General features: G+C 39.5%; 14 protein-coding genes. 2 read left to right on the plus strand and 12 right to left on the minus strand.

Translation table 11 applies throughout. From position 1 onward, the window contains the following. Nucleotides 1–78 precede the first annotated feature (78 nt). Complete coding sequence (locus ACN1CD_RS17420) at nucleotides 79–420, plus strand: hypothetical protein (RefSeq protein ID WP_419131674.1); 342 nt, start codon at nucleotides 79–81, stop codon at nucleotides 418–420. Between the two features lie 824 nt (nucleotides 421–1,244). Here the strand turns inward: ACN1CD_RS17420 and ACN1CD_RS17425 are convergent. The 9 genes from ACN1CD_RS17425 to trpD all read right to left on the minus strand — a co-directional run bounded on the left by ACN1CD_RS17425 (nucleotide 1,245) and on the right by trpD (nucleotide 12,513). Continuing rightward, nucleotides 1,245–1,439, minus strand: a complete 195-nt coding sequence (locus ACN1CD_RS17425; protein ID WP_419131675.1) for a hypothetical protein — start codon at nucleotides 1,437–1,439, stop codon at nucleotides 1,245–1,247. Between the two features lie 169 nt (nucleotides 1,440–1,608). Beyond that, nucleotides 1,609–3,018 carry a TolC family protein gene (locus tag ACN1CD_RS17430; RefSeq protein ID WP_419131676.1) on the minus strand — a complete coding sequence of 470 codons (1,410 nt, stop codon included), beginning with the start codon at nucleotides 3,016–3,018 and terminating at the stop codon, nucleotides 1,609–1,611. Beyond that, complete coding sequence (locus ACN1CD_RS17435; protein WP_419131677.1) at nucleotides 3,005–6,190, minus strand: efflux RND transporter permease subunit; 3,186 nt, start codon at nucleotides 6,188–6,190, stop codon at nucleotides 3,005–3,007. The genes ACN1CD_RS17430 and ACN1CD_RS17435 overlap by 14 nt, the downstream gene beginning before the upstream one ends. A 128-nt stretch (nucleotides 6,191–6,318) precedes the next feature. Next, the gene (locus tag ACN1CD_RS17440; RefSeq protein WP_419131678.1) at nucleotides 6,319–7,509 is read right to left on the minus strand and encodes an efflux RND transporter periplasmic adaptor subunit; all 1,191 of its coding nucleotides are present in this window, start codon (nucleotides 7,507–7,509) and stop codon (nucleotides 6,319–6,321) included. 71 nt (nucleotides 7,510–7,580) lie between these two features. Beyond that, on the minus strand, nucleotides 7,581–8,186 hold the full coding sequence (locus ACN1CD_RS17445; protein ID WP_419131679.1) for a TetR/AcrR family transcriptional regulator: 606 nt from the start codon (nucleotides 8,184–8,186) through the stop codon (nucleotides 7,581–7,583). Between the two features lie 430 nt (nucleotides 8,187–8,616). Continuing rightward, complete coding sequence (trpA, locus tag ACN1CD_RS17450; RefSeq protein WP_419131680.1) at nucleotides 8,617–9,384, minus strand: tryptophan synthase subunit alpha; 768 nt, start codon at nucleotides 9,382–9,384, stop codon at nucleotides 8,617–8,619. 91 nt (nucleotides 9,385–9,475) lie between these two features. Beyond that, on the minus strand, nucleotides 9,476–10,657 hold the full coding sequence (gene trpB, locus ACN1CD_RS17455; RefSeq protein WP_419131681.1) for a tryptophan synthase subunit beta: 1,182 nt from the start codon (nucleotides 10,655–10,657) through the stop codon (nucleotides 9,476–9,478). Between the two features lie 237 nt (nucleotides 10,658–10,894). Beyond that, the gene (locus ACN1CD_RS17460) at nucleotides 10,895–11,527 is read right to left on the minus strand and encodes a phosphoribosylanthranilate isomerase (RefSeq protein ID WP_419131682.1); all 633 of its coding nucleotides are present in this window, start codon (nucleotides 11,525–11,527) and stop codon (nucleotides 10,895–10,897) included. Further along, entirely contained in the window at nucleotides 11,527–12,513 is a 987-nt protein-coding gene (gene trpD, locus ACN1CD_RS17465) for an anthranilate phosphoribosyltransferase (RefSeq protein WP_419131683.1), read from the minus strand. The genes ACN1CD_RS17460 and trpD overlap by 1 nt, the downstream gene beginning before the upstream one ends. A gap of 222 nt (nucleotides 12,514–12,735) precedes the next feature. On the opposite strand from trpD, the gene ACN1CD_RS17470 reads away from it, so the two are divergent. After that, nucleotides 12,736–13,677 (plus strand): ion channel, encoded by a 942-nt coding sequence (locus ACN1CD_RS17470; protein WP_419131684.1) that lies wholly within the window; start codon nucleotides 12,736–12,738, stop codon nucleotides 13,675–13,677. A 1,572-nt stretch (nucleotides 13,678–15,249) separates the two neighbouring features. Here ACN1CD_RS17470 and ACN1CD_RS17475 read toward each other — a convergent pair. From ACN1CD_RS17475 to recR, 3 genes are all read right to left on the minus strand, one after another. Continuing rightward, nucleotides 15,250–16,110, minus strand: a complete 861-nt coding sequence (locus ACN1CD_RS17475) for an alpha/beta hydrolase (protein WP_419131685.1) — start codon at nucleotides 16,108–16,110, stop codon at nucleotides 15,250–15,252. Between the two features lie 330 nt (nucleotides 16,111–16,440). Next, the gene (locus ACN1CD_RS17480; protein ID WP_419131686.1) at nucleotides 16,441–17,259 is read right to left on the minus strand and encodes an SDR family oxidoreductase; all 819 of its coding nucleotides are present in this window, start codon (nucleotides 17,257–17,259) and stop codon (nucleotides 16,441–16,443) included. A gap of 234 nt (nucleotides 17,260–17,493) precedes the next feature. Beyond that, entirely contained in the window at nucleotides 17,494–18,111 is a 618-nt protein-coding gene (recR, locus tag ACN1CD_RS17485; protein ID WP_419131687.1) for a recombination mediator RecR, read from the minus strand. Between the last annotated feature and the right edge of the window lie 113 nt (nucleotides 18,112–18,224).

Raw genomic sequence — 18,224 nt, forward strand, 5'->3', positions numbered from 1 at the left:
AGGGCGCAAGAAAAAAAGTATTCTTCGCACCATGCAATCTGCATCCTGCTATTTCCACCCTGCTCTCCGGCATAGGAAATGATGGAAGGAGAAGCCGTTGAAATTTTTGCACCCTCATTCAAATACTTCAAACCCAAGGTAGCGCGAACGGCTCCTAAAATAAATCTTTATTACAAACAAATCGAGCCCTTGCGCTACCGCCATTCAAATTTCGACGAGCTAATCCGACATCAGATCCAAGCCTTGATTTTTGCTTCTTTTCATCAAGGAAAAGAAGAAAGCCCATCGGCGGCCAGCCGAGGCAAGCCAGCGCAGCGAAAAAACGGCCCCTACCAACCTAAAAACACCTTTCCCCGGGAGGGAAAGAGCGCAAGAAAAAAGCATTCTTCGCACCTCGCGATCGGCACCTTGCTCGCTTAAATAATTTTCCCGCAGATTAAGAAGATTTCCGCAGAAGCGAGCGGCAAAAATCTGCGATAATCATTTAGATCTGCGGGACCAACCTTTGCATTATGCTGGAGGACGAATCTACTAGCAAAATCGTCATTGCGAGGAGGTACGACGAAGCAATCTATTTTGAAGATTCTTCAATGGAGATTGCTTCAGCAGATGAAGCCCCTACAATAACGGTTTTTCTTTAGGTCCTGAATCAAGTTCAGGATGACGACCGTTTTAACCCGCCATTCATGCAAATGCGAAAAAGGGATCGGTGCTGAATGAAAGTGGTGTGTAGAAACGCAGGAATCCTTTGCGCTCTGGATGACAATCCTTCTATTGCCACCCTGCTCTCCGGCATAGGAAATGATGGAAGGAGAAGCCGTTGAAATTTTTGCACTAACGTTCAAATCCCCCGCAACCCAAGGTAGCGCGAACGGCTCCTAAAATAAATCTTTATTACAAACAAATCGAGCCCTTGCGCTACCGCCATTCAAATTTCGACGAGCTAATCCGACATCAGATCCAAGCCTTGATTTTTTTGTTACTTTTTTGATCAAGCAAAAAAGTAAGAGCCCTTCGGCGGCCAGCCGAGGAAAGCCAGCGCAGCGGAAAAGGCCCCTATCCGCCTAAAAACACCTTTCCCAAGGAGGGAAAGATCGCAGAAAAAAACATTCTTCGCACCTAGCGATCGCCCCCCTGATATTTCTACCCTGCTCTCCGGCATAGGAAATGATGGAAGGAGAAGCCGTTGAAATTTTTGCAACAACGTTCAAATCCCCCACAACCCAAGGTAGCGCGAACGGCTCCTAAAATAAATCTTTGTTATAATCAAATCGAGCCCTTGCGCTACCGCCATTCAAATTTCCACGAGCTAATCCGACATCAGATCCAAGCCTTGATTTTTGCTTCTTTTCATCAAGGAAAAGAAGAAAGCCCTTCGGCGGCCAGCCGAGGCAAGCCAGCGCAGCGAAAAAAACGGCCTTATTTGGTTGATGAGCCATCAACCATGGATTCATTGATAGCGAATGTATTATAAAACACAAAATGGTTGGTGAGCCACCACACCATATGTTCATTGATGGCAATCGCAATACAAAACACAAGTTCGTTTTAAAAAAAAACTTCGGTTGGTGAGCCACCAACCGAAGTTTTACAAATTAAGGAAATCCCTTAATTCCAACCACCACCTAACGACCGATACAAACCAACCACAGCATTCAACTGCTCCGTTTTAATCGTAGTAAGCTCCAGTTCGCTCTGCAATAAATTACCTTGCGCCGTAATCACCTCTAAATAATTTGCCATACCACTTTTAAACAACAAACTCGCATTTCTCGAAGCCTGTTGTAAAGTCTGTGCTCTTTTTTCAGCAATGCTATATTGTGTTTTTAATTTCTCAACCTTAGTTAACTCATCCGAAACCTCTCCTACCGCAGTAATTACCGATTGACGAAATTGAATTACCGTTTTCTCTCTGTCTATTTTTGCTAAAGCTAAATTAGATTTTAATTGGCCTCTTTGAAAAATAGGCTGTGTAATACCGCCAGAAACGATCCCGAATAAAGATGCAGGCATACTGAACCAATTACTCGCTTTAAATGAATTAATACCACCACTGGCCGTTATCACCAACGAAGGATATAAATTCGCTTTCGCTACACCAACCTTTGCATTCGCTACATTTAAAGCCAACTCAGCAGATTTAATATCAGGCCTCCTGCTTAATAAAGCAGAAGGAAAACCTGCATTTAAATCTTTCGGAATAGTCATTTGATCTAACCTGCTCAGGCGAATAATCGACTTAGGTAACGTCCCAATCAACACACTCAAGGCATTTTCCTGTAGGGCAACATTTTGCTCCAAACGTGGAATCAACTGAGCTGCATTTAATTGCTGTGCTTCAGCTTGTTGTATAGCCAACGAAGTCACCTGCCCGGCATCAAACTGTAATCTGATTATCCTTAAGGTACTATCATTCAGCATCAGGTTTTTCTTTGCAATGTCCAATTGTGCATCGAGCATGAGTAAATTATAATAACCCTGGGCAACATTAGCTACTAAGCGGGTTTGGATTGCTTTCCTTGCCTCTCCGGTTTGCAAAAAACTAGCTAAAGCGCCAGCTTTTTGATTGCGGATTTTTCCCCAGATATCTGCTTCCCAAAGCACACCGAGGTTCGCATTGTAATCTTCAATATGGGTAGATCCTGTAAACTGATTTAAACTTAGACCGTTTAAACTATTGTCAGACGGGCGACTTGAACTACCGGTAACCTGCAACTTCAATTCTGGTAAATAACCAAGTTTCGATTGTTTAAACAATACTTCAGCAGCATCGATATTTTTCAATGCAATTTGCATATCATAATTGCGAACCAAAGCCGTATCAATTAAATTTTGTACGGTAAGATCGTTAATAAAACTCTTGAGAGGCAAATCGCCAATACTCGAAGAATCTTTAGGTGCTGAATTTCTAAACATTTTAGGCGCCAGACTATCTGGTAAAGCCAGATTTTGGGAAACCGAACATCCGCTCCATATCATAGCAAGCAGCAGAATAGTAAATATATTAAACCGTTTCATAAACTATATTTTTTACAGGTTCTTCATGATGAGAAACCTCGTTTGATTTTGAAATTTTTTCTTGTAAAGCCTGGAAGATCACAAATAATACAGGGATGATAAACAAACCTAATATTACACCCGAGATCATCCCGCCGGCAGCACCAATACTAATCGAGTGGTTACCTTGTGCCGATGGACCAGTAGCCCCCATCATTGGGATCAAACCAACCACAAAGGCGAGCGATGTCATGATAATTGGGCGCAACCTTAATTTTGCCGCCTCTAATGCAGCTGCAACCAAAGGCTGTCCAGCCTTTCTTCGCTGAACGGCGAATTCGACAATCAGAATCGCATTTTTAGCCAGTAAACCAATCAACATAATCAAGGCCACCTGCACATAAATATTATTCACAATTCCAGTTAATCCAATCGCTACAAATACACCAAATATTCCGGCAGGGATAGATAAAAGCACTGCGAATGGCAAGATATAACTTTCATACTGTGCAGAAAGCAAGAAGTAAATGAATACCAAACAGAGCAAGAAAATCACGGTAGATTGCCCACCAGAAGAGATTTCTTCACGTGTTTGCCCAGAGAATTCATAACTATAACCATCTGGCAACTGCTTCTCGGCCACTTCTTCAATTGCTTTAATTGCATCACCAGAACTAAAGCCCGGTTTAGGAATGGCATTTATCGAAATGGAGTTGAACAAATTATACCTCGATGCAGTTTCTGAACCATAAATCCGGGTCAGTTTTACCAGGGTATTAATTGGCACCATTTCACCACGATTGCTTTTCACAAATACACGATCTATAGCTGATGGATCTGCACGATCTTGTACATCAGCCTGAACCACCACGCGGTAATATTTCCCGAAGCGGTTAAAATCTGATGCCTGCACACTACCGAAATAAGTTTGCATACTTTGCAGGATATCTTTTACGTTAACCCCCAATTGATCTGCTTTCTCATCATTAATATCCAATTGCAATTGCGGATAATCGGCTTTAAAACTGGTAAAGGCTACAGCAATTTCAGGGCGTTTCATTAACTCTCCAATAAATTGTTGAGAGATGCCACTAAATTTATCAAGCTTGCCACCCGTTTTATCTTGCAAAACCATATCCAAAGCTTCTACATTACTAAAGCCCGGAACAGTTGGGAAACTGAATACGAAGAAACTTCCGCCAGATATCGCACCTAATTTGCCACGAACCTGGTTCATAATTTCATCGATATTTTTAATTGAGCCACGTTCTTCATTCGGCTTTAACAATACGAAAACAACAGCTGATGATGGACTGGTGGAGTTGGTTAATAAGTTGAAACCCGATACCGCAGTCACATCTCTCGATGCATCTAACTTACTTAACACTCCTTCTGCTTCAGTCATTATTTTCTGCGTGCCATCTAATGAAGTTCCAGATGGAGTGTTTACCGCAATGGCGATAAAGCCTTGATCTTCTGTCGGGATAAATCCTGCTGGCGTGGTTTTCACCATAAAAATAGTCACCAAAGTAATTAAGGCCAGTCCACCCATACTTAACCATTTGTGGCGAACCAAAAACTTTAAGCCACCTACATAACGGTTGGTTAACGAGTTGAAACTGGTATTAAATCCATTAAAAAACTTCTCTTTGAAACTCTTTTTTACTTCCGGTTGATCAGCATGTGCTGCATGATTATCTTTCAAAAACAAAGCCGCCAAAGCCGGGCTTAACGTTAATGCATTTACTGCTGAAATTACAATCGCAATGGCCATGGTAAAAGCAAACTGGCGATAGAAAACCCCTGTAGAACCTTCCATAAAACCAACAGGTAAGAACACAGCAGCCATAACCAAAGTAATGGAAATAATGGCACCTGTAATTTCGTGCATGGCCTCATGCGTGGCTGCTTTTGGCGATAAATGTTTGTGCTCCATTTTGGCGTGCACGGCCTCCACCACCACAATCGCATCATCCACCACAATTCCGATAGCCAGAATTAGAGCAAATAAGGTTAACAGGTTGATGGAAAACCCGAACAATTGCATAAAGAAAAACGTTCCCAATATGGCTACCGGAACCGCAATAGCAGGAATTAATGTAGATCTGAAATCTTGCAGGAAGATAAACACCACAATAAAAACCAATAAGAAAGCTTCTACCAAAGTATGCTCTACCTGTTCTATTGATTGATCCAAAGCAACCTTTGTACTATAAAAGATGTTCTTTTTAATCCCCACCGGAAAACTTTTTTCTGCCTTTTCCATCAGCTTATTAAGCGATACCTGAATATCGTTCGAGTTTGATCCAGCCAGCTGGATAATCCCGATCACGATTCCTTTTTTACCGTTTAAACGGGTAATACTGTTGTAAGAATAAGCTCCCAATTCTACCCTTGCCACATCTTTAAGGCGCAAAATAGAACCATCGGCATTGGCGCGTATAGCTATATTTTCATACTCTTCTGGTTTGGTTAACTTCCCTTTATACTTAATTACATATTCGAAAACCTCTTTACTTTTCTCGCCAAACTTACCAGGCGCAGCCTCCAAACTTTTATCCTGGATGGCTTTCATTACCTCATTAGGCGAAACTTTATAGGTAGACATTTGCGTAGGGTTTAACCATACACGCATCGAATAATCTTTCGAACCACCGAAAATTGCAGCAGAACCTACACCCGGAATCCTTTTAATTTCTGGAATGATATTAATCTGCGCATAATTGGCCACAAAAGTCTGATCGTATTTAGATTCATCTTCCGTATATAAACCGATGGCCATGATAAAACTGTTCTGTTGTTTTGCAGTGGTAACCCCTTGCTGAACAACTTCCGCTGGCAACTGACTGGTAGCCTGCGCCACACGGTTTTGAACATTCACCGCCGCCTGATCTGCATTAGTACCCAGCTTAAAGAAAACCGTAATGGCCAAAGACCCATCATTACTGGCTGTAGAACTCATGTAAGTCATGTTTTCTACCCCATTGATTGATTCCTCCAATGATGGCGCAACAGAACGTAAAACTGTTTCGGCATTGGCACCCGGATAGATAGCTGTAACCAAAACTGATGGTGGCGCAATATCTGGGAATTGTTGTAGGGGCAGTTTGGTAAGGCCAAGTACGCCCAGTATCACCAACAAAATGGAGATTACGGTAGCCAGTACGGGCCTTTGTATAAATATTTTGAACATTTTTTCTTATTTTATTTTTTTCGTTCCTGCAAAATGTGCCTTAGGATTTATCTTTAAGCTTTCGCCTTTGAGCTTTTACCTTTCAGCTTTAGTCTTTCTGCTTTTACCTTCTATCTTTCAACTTCCTATTATAATTGAGCAGCTTTGTCTGATGCCTTTTCAGGTTGAATTACTTGTCCTTCCTGCAAACGGTCTAAACCACTCAACACAATCTGGTCGCCAGATTTTACACCATCTTTAATAAGGTAATTGCTACCGCTTTTACCAATTACCGTGATTGGCATTTTGCTTACTTTGTTACCCTTGTTTACCATAAATACAAATACTTTATCCTGCATTTCTATCGTGGCAACCTGAGGGATCAAAATTGCATCAGGATGCGGTAAGCCTAAACGAATTTTACCAGTATTTCCAGAACGTAGAATCCCATTGGCATTTTTAAAAGTCGCCCTTAAGGTAATAGAACCCGTATTTTTATCAAACTGACCGTCGATCATATCTATTTTTCCTTTAACCGGATAGGCGCTGTTATCAGATAAAAGCAATTCTACTGCTGGCAAATGGCTAATGCGGTCTGCAGGGGTTTTACCCGGATAATTTGCATTGAAGCTGTTAAAATCATTTTCAGCCAAAGAGAAATAAACATGTACTTCATGGATATCTGAAAGCTGTGTTAAAGCTGCCTGATCTGTTGGAGAAACCAAACTCCCTTGCTTTTTAGGAATTCGACCGATATAACCACTTACCGTAGCTTTAACATTGGTATAACCCAAATTTATTTGAGCAGATGCTACACTGGCCCTTGCCTGTTCGGCATTGGCCTGAGCAATTTTATAAGCTGTTTTTGCCGTTTTAAGTTGGAAATCTGAAACCACTTTGTTCTGTACTAAAGGAGTTAACTTATCTACTTCTAGCTGAGCATTTAAAATAGCAGCTTCTGCAGCATGCAAACTGGCTTTTGCATTATTTAAAGCCTCACGGTATGGATTGTCGTTGATTTTGAAAAGTGTTTGTCCTGCAGTTACATAAGCACCTTCGTTAACTAAAACGCTTTGCAAATAACCGCTCACCTGCGGACGAACATCAATATCTACCGCACCCTGAATAGCAGCCGGATAGTCTATGTAAGTAGTTTGTGCGCTTTCGCTAACCAGGCTTACAGGCAATACCGGAGGTGGTGGTGCAGCAGCAGACTGATCAGGAGAAGATTTACAGCTGACCAAAATAATAGATAAGGTAGAGAGAATTAACAAAGACTTAACTTTATTAAACGATTTAACACTGTTAAGTAAAATAAACAAGCGATGGATAGCATTCATATGATTAAAAATTATTGTAGATTTTAAAGCTTATAAACTATTTAACAGTGTTAAATAGAGGAATAAAAAAATTAGCTATTAATGGATAAAGTAATTCCTTTAATGGCGTCTTTTAAAATTTGTTGGTTTAGTTCGTCTGTTGTTCTTCCATTAGGTCGCACTAGGTTAATCGAAATTAATCCATGGATGATCGACCAATAGGTATAGTATTTGGAGCAAATATCGTTTTCACTTACAGGCTTTTTTTTGTACAATGCCTCAATAGCATCTCCAAGCATTGATCCTACGGTTTCAGCTTCCTGCATTGAACTCTTAACATTGCAGCAAACCATATCTACACCATACATCAATTGATAAAATTCTTTATTTGCAAAAGCAAAGTTCCAGTAGGCAATCCACATGGCTTCCATTTTATCTTCGGCAGATTCATGTTTGTCTCTGGCCTCGCGAATATCTTTACCTAAGATCTCGTAACCCTTCCTGGTAAGTTCCAGCAGGATTCCTTCTTTATTGGAGAAATATTCGTAAATGATTGGTGCAGTATATTCAATCTGGTCAGCAATTTTACGCATACTCAATGCCTGCCATCCTTCAGTTTGAACTATGTTCAAGGCAGCATCCAGAATTTTGGTTCTGGTTTCATCTTTTAATCGTAATATTCTTTCTTTACTTCCCATGATTTGGAATATAAGGTGATAAATAATCTAACACCGTTAAGCAAATGTAGAATCATTTCAGAAATTGTGAATCATGGAATTGTCAAATGAAAATTAGTGGGGCTAAAAGAGCGTTTAAAATAGTTTAAACCTTGATTTTATATGGATTTATTTTCGATAGATTTATTTCAAATAATATAAATTATCAAAGGAAGATCTTCTCACTAAAACAACTTCCCTCCGACCAGAACTTGAGAAAACTAAAAGTCGTAGCGGGATGCTACGACTAACTCAATATATTTATTAGAACCATCGTCTTTGCGAGGAGGCTTTTTCAGCCGACGAAGCAATCTGAATGCGATAGTTCGAAGATTGCTTTGTCTCTCACAATGAAGGGTTTAGTCTCAGCGTGCTTTGCGAAAATCTTTGCTTCCTTTGCGGTTAAACACCCTTAATCCTTAAACTTCTTCATAAAACCACTCACACTTTCCTCTAAATTGCCATCTTCAATTGCTTTAACGAAAGCCGTACCAATAATTGCTCCGTTAGCATAAGAACAAGCTTTATCGAAAGTCTGCTTATCACTAATTCCGAAACCAATCATCGTTGGATTTTTTAGATTCATTGCTTTGATTCTACCAAAGTAAGTTTCAGTGGTGTTGCCTACCTCCAGGTTTTTACCGGTTGTAGCAGATGAGGATAGCAGATAGATAAAACCATTAGTTAAGCCATCAATCTTGTGAATCCGTTCATCGGCCGTTTGAGGCGTAATTAAAAACACATTACTTAAATTGTGTTCTTCAAAACAGCTTTGATAAAATTCTTCATATTCTACCATGGGTAAATCTGGTACAATGCAGCCATCAACACCCACTTCGGCACAGGCTTTACAGAAATTTTCAACACCAAACTGCAAAACCGGATTCACATAACCCATCAATAACACAGGGATAGTTACGTTTTTACGCAGGTCTTTTAATTGCTCGAAAAGCAGTTTCAGCGTCATGCCCTGATCCAAAGACTGTTTACTACTGGCCTGGATCACCGGACCATCAGCCACCGGATCTGAATATGGGAAACCAATCTCCAGCATATCTGCACCAGATTTTTCTAAGGCTTCAGCAATTTGAATGGTATCGCCAGTATTTGGATAACCAGCAGTATAATAAATGGATAATATATTTTTCTTCGATGCGAAGAGTTGTTTGATTCTGTTCATTTTTTTAACCTTTCCGTTATTGCGAGGTACGAAGCAATCTGATTTGAGGATTTAAGCAGATTGCTTCGTGCCTCGCAATGACGATGTGCTTTTATAAATTAAAATATTTAATATAAGTATCTAAATCCTTGTCTCCCCTACCCGACAAACAAATCACTACATTTTCGCCGCCTTTAAATTCCATTTTCTCTAAATAAGCCAGAGCATGTGCACTTTCTATGGCAGGAATAATCCCTTCCAGTTGGGTGAGCAATAATCCGGCATCTAAACTCTCTTCATCGGTAATCGAAACGTATTTCCCACGGCCGGTTTTAAATAAATGTGCATGTTGAGGACCAATTCCAGGATAATCTAAACCAGCGGAAACCGAATGAGGTTCTACTACCTGTCCATCTTCCGTTTGCATTAAGATGCTTCGGCTACCATGTAATACACCTTCCTTACCAAGATAAGTCGTCGCGGCAGAAAGTCCACTGGAAACACCCTTCCCCGCCGCTTCAACAGCAATCAGTTTTACATTTTCATCATCCATAAAATGATAAAACATGCCCATAGCATTACTTCCACCACCTACACAAGCTAAAACATAATCAGGTTGATCGCTTCCAGTCTGTTCGATTAATTGTTTTTTGGTTTCTTCTGAAATGATGGATTGAAAAATCGCCACCATATCGGGGTAAGGATGCGGACCAACCACAGAACCAATGATGTAATGCGTATCAACCGGGTTATTAATCCAATCACGCATCGCTTCGTTAGTTGCGTCTTTTAGCGTTTTACTGCCAGAACTAGCCGGAACAACCTTGGCACCTAACATTTTCATACGGGCCACATTTGGCGCCTGACGCTCAATATCCACCTCACCCATGTAAATTACACATTCAAGGTTTCGCAAAGCACAAACAGTAGCCGTTGCTACACCATGCTGACCAGCACCAGTTTCTGCAATAATCCTCTTTTTACCAAGCTTTTCAGCAAGGAGAATTTGGCCGATGGTATTGTTAATTTTATGCGCACCAGTATGATTTAAATCTTCTCTTTTTAAGAAAATATTAGCGCCATACCTTTCAGATAATCTATTGGCTAAATATAATGGCGAAGGACGACCTACGTAATCTTTCATTAACTGATGAAATTCTTTCTGAAAATCGGCATCATCAATAATTTTCAAATAATTCTGCCGCAATTCTTCTACGTTTGGATAAAGCATCTCCGGGATGTATGCCCCACCAAAATCTCCATAATATCCTTTTTCGTTTACTTTATATTTCATAATATTTTTATCAAATCCACCGATTAAGACCGGCGGCAATGAACTATTCTAATTTCAATTATCTTTATGTTATTCCATCCTGCTAAGCCTAACCACAAAATCTTCGTTCTACTCTAATCCGGCCTAACAAATTTTGGGGTTGCACTACCCAAGCCAAAGCAGGAACTTCAAAACAAAAATTTTCAGCCGGTGTTTTTTGTTTCTTTTTGACATCAAAAAGAAAGACGCCCCGTCCGGCTAGGACAAGATATTTATAAACGCCTTAACCTTTTCTACATCCTTTACACCAGGCTCAACTTCAAACCTGCTATTAATATCAAGCGCATATAATCTCGAATCTTCTATCTGCTTTATTGCTGCCGCATGTTCCAAATCAATTCCACCACTTAAAAAATAGGCCTTATTTAATGCATAATTTTCTAAAATCTTCCAATCAAAGGTTTTCCCCGAACCACCATGTGCTTTCGTTTTGGTATCAAATAGAAAATAATCAACCACATCATTATAAACATCCAAAATACCGAAATCAAAATCCTCATCAACACCGAAAGCCTTAATCACTTCTATACCACCAAATGTTGATTTTAAATCTGCACAATACCCGGGAGCTTCATTTCCATGTAATTGAACAGCTTTAAGCTGATATAGATTTATTTTTTTCTTCACAATATCCAACTCCTCATTCACAAAAACGCCGACCGTTTTAATTTCCGATGGGATGTATTTAATCAACTCCGCAGAAACATCACTGATCAGCCGTGGAGACTTCTCATAAAAAATAAAACCTAAATAATCGGGTCTTAATGCAGCAACAGCGGCGATATTGGCTGCAAGCTTCATTCCACAAACTTTTAATTTCAATTTGTTCATTAGGCCACTAACTTTTTAAAACTTGCTAATGCCTTTTTGCTTGTCAAAGATTCTTCCGCTTCATAGAAACAATCTGCGAAAGATGCCGTTGGCTTGATGGTTTTAATGGCAAGGGCAGAATTACAAAGCACCACATTGTTTTGTACATCTGTTGCTTCGCCATTCAGCACATCCATAAATATCTTTGCAGAAGACTCTACCGTGTCGCCACCTTTTATAGCAGTCGACGAAACCTTTTCAAATCCCATATCAGTTAATGTTAAAATACTTTCGCCCTTGTTGTTAAAAGTTTTCACATCGCAGGTTAGAGAGATCTCATCATAACCTTCTAAAGCGTGAACGATGGTATAATTTTTTGTAGTATCCTGATAAAGATAATTGTATAATCTAGCCAGTTCCAGACTGAAAACACCAACCATTTGATACTTTGGCTGTGATGGGTTCACCATTGGCCCTAACATATTGAAGAACGTTTTAATGCCCAAATCTTTGCGAATTGGTGCTACAATCTTCATTGCCGGGTTAAATAAGGGAGCATGGAGAAAACAAATGCCTGCATGATCCAGATTTCGCTTTAATGTATCCTGATCATTGGTGAAAGAATAGCCCAAATATTCCATTACGTTGGATGATCCACAACCAGAAGACACGCCATAATTACCATGTTTCGCCACATGATAACCAGCTCCTGCAACCACAAAAGAGGAAAGTGTAGAAATATTGAAGGTGTCTTTCCCATCGCCTCCGGTACCACAAAGATCAATTAATTCAAAGTCAGAAAAGTCTGCTTTTATGCCCAAATCCAGCATGGCATCACGAAAACCCTGCAATTCATCCACAGTAATATTTCTCATGGCATAGGCCGTAATAAAAGCCGCAATCTGCGAATCGTTGAATTCACCCTGAGTAATAGAAATGAGGATATTCTTCGCCTCTTCCCTGCTAAAACTCTTATTCTCAAATAAATGGTTTAATATCTTTTTCATGTTGATGTGTTCACTTCTACAAAAAATCCCATAAAAAAAGGATTGCTTTTTGGGCAATCCTCTTCGTTGTGTATAAAATATTTTAAAATATATAACAATAGAATTTGCCTAACGAATTTCGTTATGCCACCACCAATTGTTATTTAAGTTTTTAATTATCATGTTTGTATAGAACAAATATTGATATACTTTTTTATAATTCCAAAATCTTTCTAAAAATATATGGCTTTCTTTCGAAGAAAAGTACAGTTTAATGATGATTTGGGTTTCGGTTCCACTCCCGTGATCAAAAATCAGCGTGTTTTAAATACCGATGGCACGGCGAATGTTGAGCGAACAGGCTTGCCTTGGTTTAAATTCGACGATACCTACACCCGATTAGTGACCATGAGCTGGCCCCGTTTTTTCCTGGTCATTCTGATCACTTACCTCATTGTAAACACACTTTTCGCTGTTGCCTATAACGTGATCGGAATCGAAAATCTTAATGGAGCAAAAGGCATTACGCTTCGGGATCAGTTTTTCGATGCCTTTTTCTTTTCGGCACAAACCATCTCAACGGTAGGTTATGGCCATATCTCTCCGCAAGGTTTTATCACCAGTGTGCTTGCGGCTTTCGAAAGCATGTTGGGCTTACTTGCTTTTGCGCTGGCAACAGGCTTACTTTATGGTCGTTTTAGCAGGCCAACATCAAAAGTTTCCTTCAGTAAAAAAATGGTTATTGCGCCTTATCAAAACCATACGGGTTTGATGTGCCGACTGGTTAATCTTCGCAAAAATTCATTGATAGATATCGAAGCACAAATGTTTATGACGTATAATGAAACCGTTGATGGAAAACTAAAGCGTAGTTTTTATCCGATGGAATTAGAACGAAGTAAAATTAGTATACTGTCGCTCAACTGGACAATCGTTCATCCGATTACGGAAGACAGCTTATTATTTGAGAAAACGCTAGAAGAATTAAAGGTTGCTGAAGTGGAAATTGTGCTTATTTTGAAAGCTTTTGATGATACCTTTGCTCAAACGATTCATGCCAGAACCAGTTATCAGGACGAAGATATTGAATGGAATTCGAAATTCGAGCTCATGCATTACCATAACATAGAGGGCAAAACGGTTCTGGATTATAGTAAATTAGATAAGATTACCCCGACGGTTTGAAGAATCATACTTCCCCTTTTTGGAAAGTTTTTTCTTTTTTTGGAAAGCAATGGTAGTGCTAATCGGTTGCCATAGTCCCGTCATTCGCTTTATCCCGATTGAAGGAATCGGGACCGCTACTACCAGGTTTAGGTTACTCAAGCTACAATATAAGCATTAAATGAGTTTTACTTTAGCTATTTCCATCCAGCTAAGCCTTAGCACTCATCTCCGTTCTACTTAGATCGGCCTAACAAATTTTTGGGCATGCACTACTCAAGCCAAACCACAAACTTTCAAACAAAAATTTTAAGCCGACAATTTTGTTTCTTTTGTTGTCAAAAGAAAAAAGCCCGTCTGGCCAAGACAAAATATTTTTTTTTAGTGGTGCTGTCATCCTGAGGCACTGCCTGTCCCGATTTCGGGAAAGGATCTGTTCCATAGCTGCAGATAGCGGGATATTGAAGATTACTGCAAAAAGAATTTCCGCTGTTACCGACTTTAGTGATCTTAGATAAGATTACCCCGACGATTTAGAGAAGCATACTTTCCCCTTTTTGGAAAGCTTTATTTTGTTTTTGGAAAGCGGTGGTAATGCTAATCGGTTCCGATAGTCCCGTCATTCGCTTTATCCCGATTGAAGGAATCGGGACCGCTACTACCGGGTTTAGGTTACTCAAGCTACAATATAAGCATTAAGTGAGTTTTACTTTAGCTATTTCCATCCAGCTAAGCCTTAGCACTCATCTCCGTTCTACTTAGATCGGCCTAACAAATTTTTGGGCATGCACTACTCAAGCCAAACCACAAACTTTCAAACAAAAATTTTAAGCCGACAATTTTGTTTCTTTTGTTGTCAAAAGAAAAAAGCCCGTCTGGCCAAGACAAAATATTTTTTTTGGTGGTGCTGTCATCCTGAGGCACTGCCTGTCCCGATTTCGGAAAAGGATCTGTTCCATAGCTGCAGATAGCAGGATATTTAAGGTTGCTGCAAACAAAAAGGATTTCCGCTGTTACCGACTTTAGTGATCTTAGATAAGATTACCCCGACGATTTAGAGAAGCATACTTTCCCCTTTTTGGGAAAACTTTATTTTGTTTTTGGAAAGCGGTGGTAATGCTAATCGGTTCCGATAGTCCCGTCATTCGCTTTATCCCGATTGAAGGAATCGGGACCGCTACTATCGGGTTTTAGGTTACTCAAGCTACAATATAAGCATTAAGTGAGTTTGACTTTAGCTATTTCCATCCAGTTAAGTCTTAGCACTCATCTCCGTTCTACTTAGATCGGCCTAACAAATTTTTGGGCATGCACTACTCAAGCCAAACCACAAACTTTCAAACAAAAATTTTAAGCCGACAATTTTGTTTCTTTTGTTGTCAAAAGAAAAAAGCCCGTCTGGCCAAGACAAAATATTTTTTTTGGTGGTGCTGTCATCCTGAGGCACTGCCTGTCCCGATTTCGGGAAAGGGTCTGTTTCACAACTGCAGATAGCGGGATATTGAAGATTACTGCAAAAAGAATTTCCGCTGTTACCGACTTTAATGATCAAGGCTGTTGCAACAGAACAAATAAAAAAGCCCAGCTGCCGCATTAAGATTGCTTCGTGCCTCGCAATGACGAAATACGAAGAATAAATTCCACAATATCCTGATACAAATCATTCCCACCAAATATCATCTGACTTATCATAGGAACATGGCTTTTGCCTTTAATTTCCTTAATCTCTACAGGCACATTATTCGATTTTAATTTTTCGTAAAGTCTCGGTGTTTGAATTCTAATGGCTCCATATGTTTTCCCACCATAAAAAAGTAAATGTGGATTTTTAATGTTTTGTACATAATCCATTGGCGAGGCGAGTTTCCAAACCTCGGGCTTTGCGGTAAAGGTTCTTATGAAATCGTAATAGAAATTATCCTTTTCTGCTGTAGTGAGGTACTCATGTAAATCCAGTCCGAAAGGATCATTTAAAATTACGCCTTTAATTGGGTTTTTGATTCCCACCTTCTTAAAATACTGTGGATCTGCATTAATCAGCTCGCCTAAATGTGCGCCTGCAGAATGCCCCATTATAAAAATCTTTTCAGGGCTTGCTTGATAATTATTAATGTTGCTTTGCACCCATTTTACGGCTAAAGCACAATCTTCTGCCATTTTACCATATTGAGCATCCGGAGCCAGGGGATAATTGATGATTACGGTAACGATTCCCTTTCTGGCAAAATTCCGTCCCAACCACCAATATGTTTCCTTTTTTCCACTGCTCCATGATCCTCCATGAATAAAAATCAATACTGGTTTATCCGCCACCCCATTATTTTCATAAAAGATGTTCAGCGTATTTTTGATCTCGGTATTGCCTGCGTAATTGATATTTTTAGCCGTTTTTACCTGAGCAGAAGAGATTATGGTTTGAAACAAGAGCATTACTAAAACGAGTCTTTTAAGCATATGAAAGTTTTTTCTATCAAAAGTAAATAAACGGAATTGTGAAGGTTGTGGTTTTTTGGGTAGGAAGTCGTGAGTATTAAGTCGTGAGTATTAAGTCGTGAGTATCAAGACTGGGTGCAATTGACACATCTACTACTTTAAAATGCATACTTAAAACCTAAGAAAAGCCAGGAATTAAAATGACGGGTATAAAGACTAAGCGCAATCGACACATCTACTACTTTAAAATGATAACTGATTCTTATTCAAACATGAAATGATAAATGGAAGCATTATTATCATTGGCATAGAACTTTCAGCTTTTACCTTTTTGCTTTAGTCTTTCAGCTTTTACCTTCCAACTAACGGATTCTTTTCCTTCGCAAATAAATCAAATACCTTTTTATCTACAAATGCCGGAAACAACTTATTCATCCAAACCGCCAACTTACCTTGACCAGTCATGATTAACGTGCGCTTGCGCTGTTCTATTCCGTTAGCAATATGGCTGGCCACTTCTTCTGATGACATCATTTTACCTTCATCCATACTGGTTTCGCCATGTGCAACACCATCTTTTGATAATGCAGTAACCCGAATGTTGGATGCCGTAAATCCCGGGCAAGCCAGCAGTACATTCACGCCGGTATTCAGCAATTCGGTACGTAATGATTCTATAAAACCATTCATTGCAAATTTAGATGCAGAGTATCCCGTTCTTCCTGGTAAACCTCTGAAACCTGCAATAGATGATACGCCAACAATAGTTCCCTTCGCTTTCAAAATTTCAGGCAAAGCATATTTTGTACAATAAACTGTTCCCCAGAAATTTACATCCATCAGGTTTTTCAGCACTGACAGATCTACATCGTTAAACAAAGCACGCATTGATAAACCAGCATTATTAACCAAAACATCAATCTTTTGAAAAGAAACTAACGTCTGTTTAATAATTAATTCGCAATCTGCCTCCTTACTAACATCGGCCTGAACAGCTACCGCCCTGATGTTGTATTTTTTTTCTAAATCAGCAGTAATTTCACAAAGTGTTACATACTGACGGGCAGCTAAAACTAAATTCGCTCCTCGTTTAGCAAACTCTTCTGCACATGCTTTACCTATTCCGCTGGATGCACCAGTGATGATGATGACTTTATTTTTGAGATTCATTTTTTTAGTGTCGGGTTTTTAGTATCAAGTAGTGAGTAGTAAGTATCGAGTAGTAAATATCGAGTATCAAGACTGGGTGCTTACGCTATTAGTTAGTAGTAAGTATCGAGTATCAAGATTGAGTGCTTAGTAATGGGTATCAAGTATAAGACTGGGTACCTATTCATTTCTATTATATTATTTATTCCTGACTTCCGACTCCAGACTTCGGACTCCTGACTTCCGACTACCAAACTATTTCATCATGGCCGTTTCGTAAGGCACACGCGTGATGATCGAGCGGCCAAGCGTAATTTCATCAGTGTATTCTAATTCACCGCCAAAGGCAATTCCCCGGGCAATGGTAGTTACCGGAACATTAAATTCTTTTAAGCGTTTATAAAGATAGAAAAGTGTGGTATCGCCTTCCATATTCGGACTAAGGGCCAGAATAATTTCTTTAATTCCGCCGGCAGCCACTCTGGAAACCAATCCATCAATATATAAATCAGTTGGCCCCACTCCATCCATCGGAGAAATCAAACCTCCTAATACATGATAAACACCAAAGTACTGTCCGGTATTTTCGATTGCCATTACATCCCGGGTATCTTCTACCACACAGATGGTTTCCTTATCGCGTTTCAATGAAGTGCAGATTTCGCAAACTGCAAAATCTGAGATATTATTACAAATACTGCAATGTTTGATCTGTTGTTTAAGCTTTATAAAAGTATTGCCAAACTGGTTCACTTCCTCCTGTTCTTTATTTAAAAGATGTAGCACTAAACGCAAAGCAGTTTTTTGTCCCACACCAGGTAATTTAGAGAATTCGTTTACCGCATCTTCAAGCAGTTTGGATGAAAAATTCATGCACAAAAATATGAAATAGTTGCTTGGTTTTTTAGTGCTTTGGTTTTTTAGTTATTTTGTGGCGGTACCGAAAAAACTAACCATCTAACCAACAAAACAACTAACATTAATTT

The sequence above is a fragment of the Pedobacter sp. N23S346 genome (assembly GCF_048515415.1).
Lineage (GTDB): Bacteria > Bacteroidota > Bacteroidia > Sphingobacteriales > Sphingobacteriaceae > Pedobacter.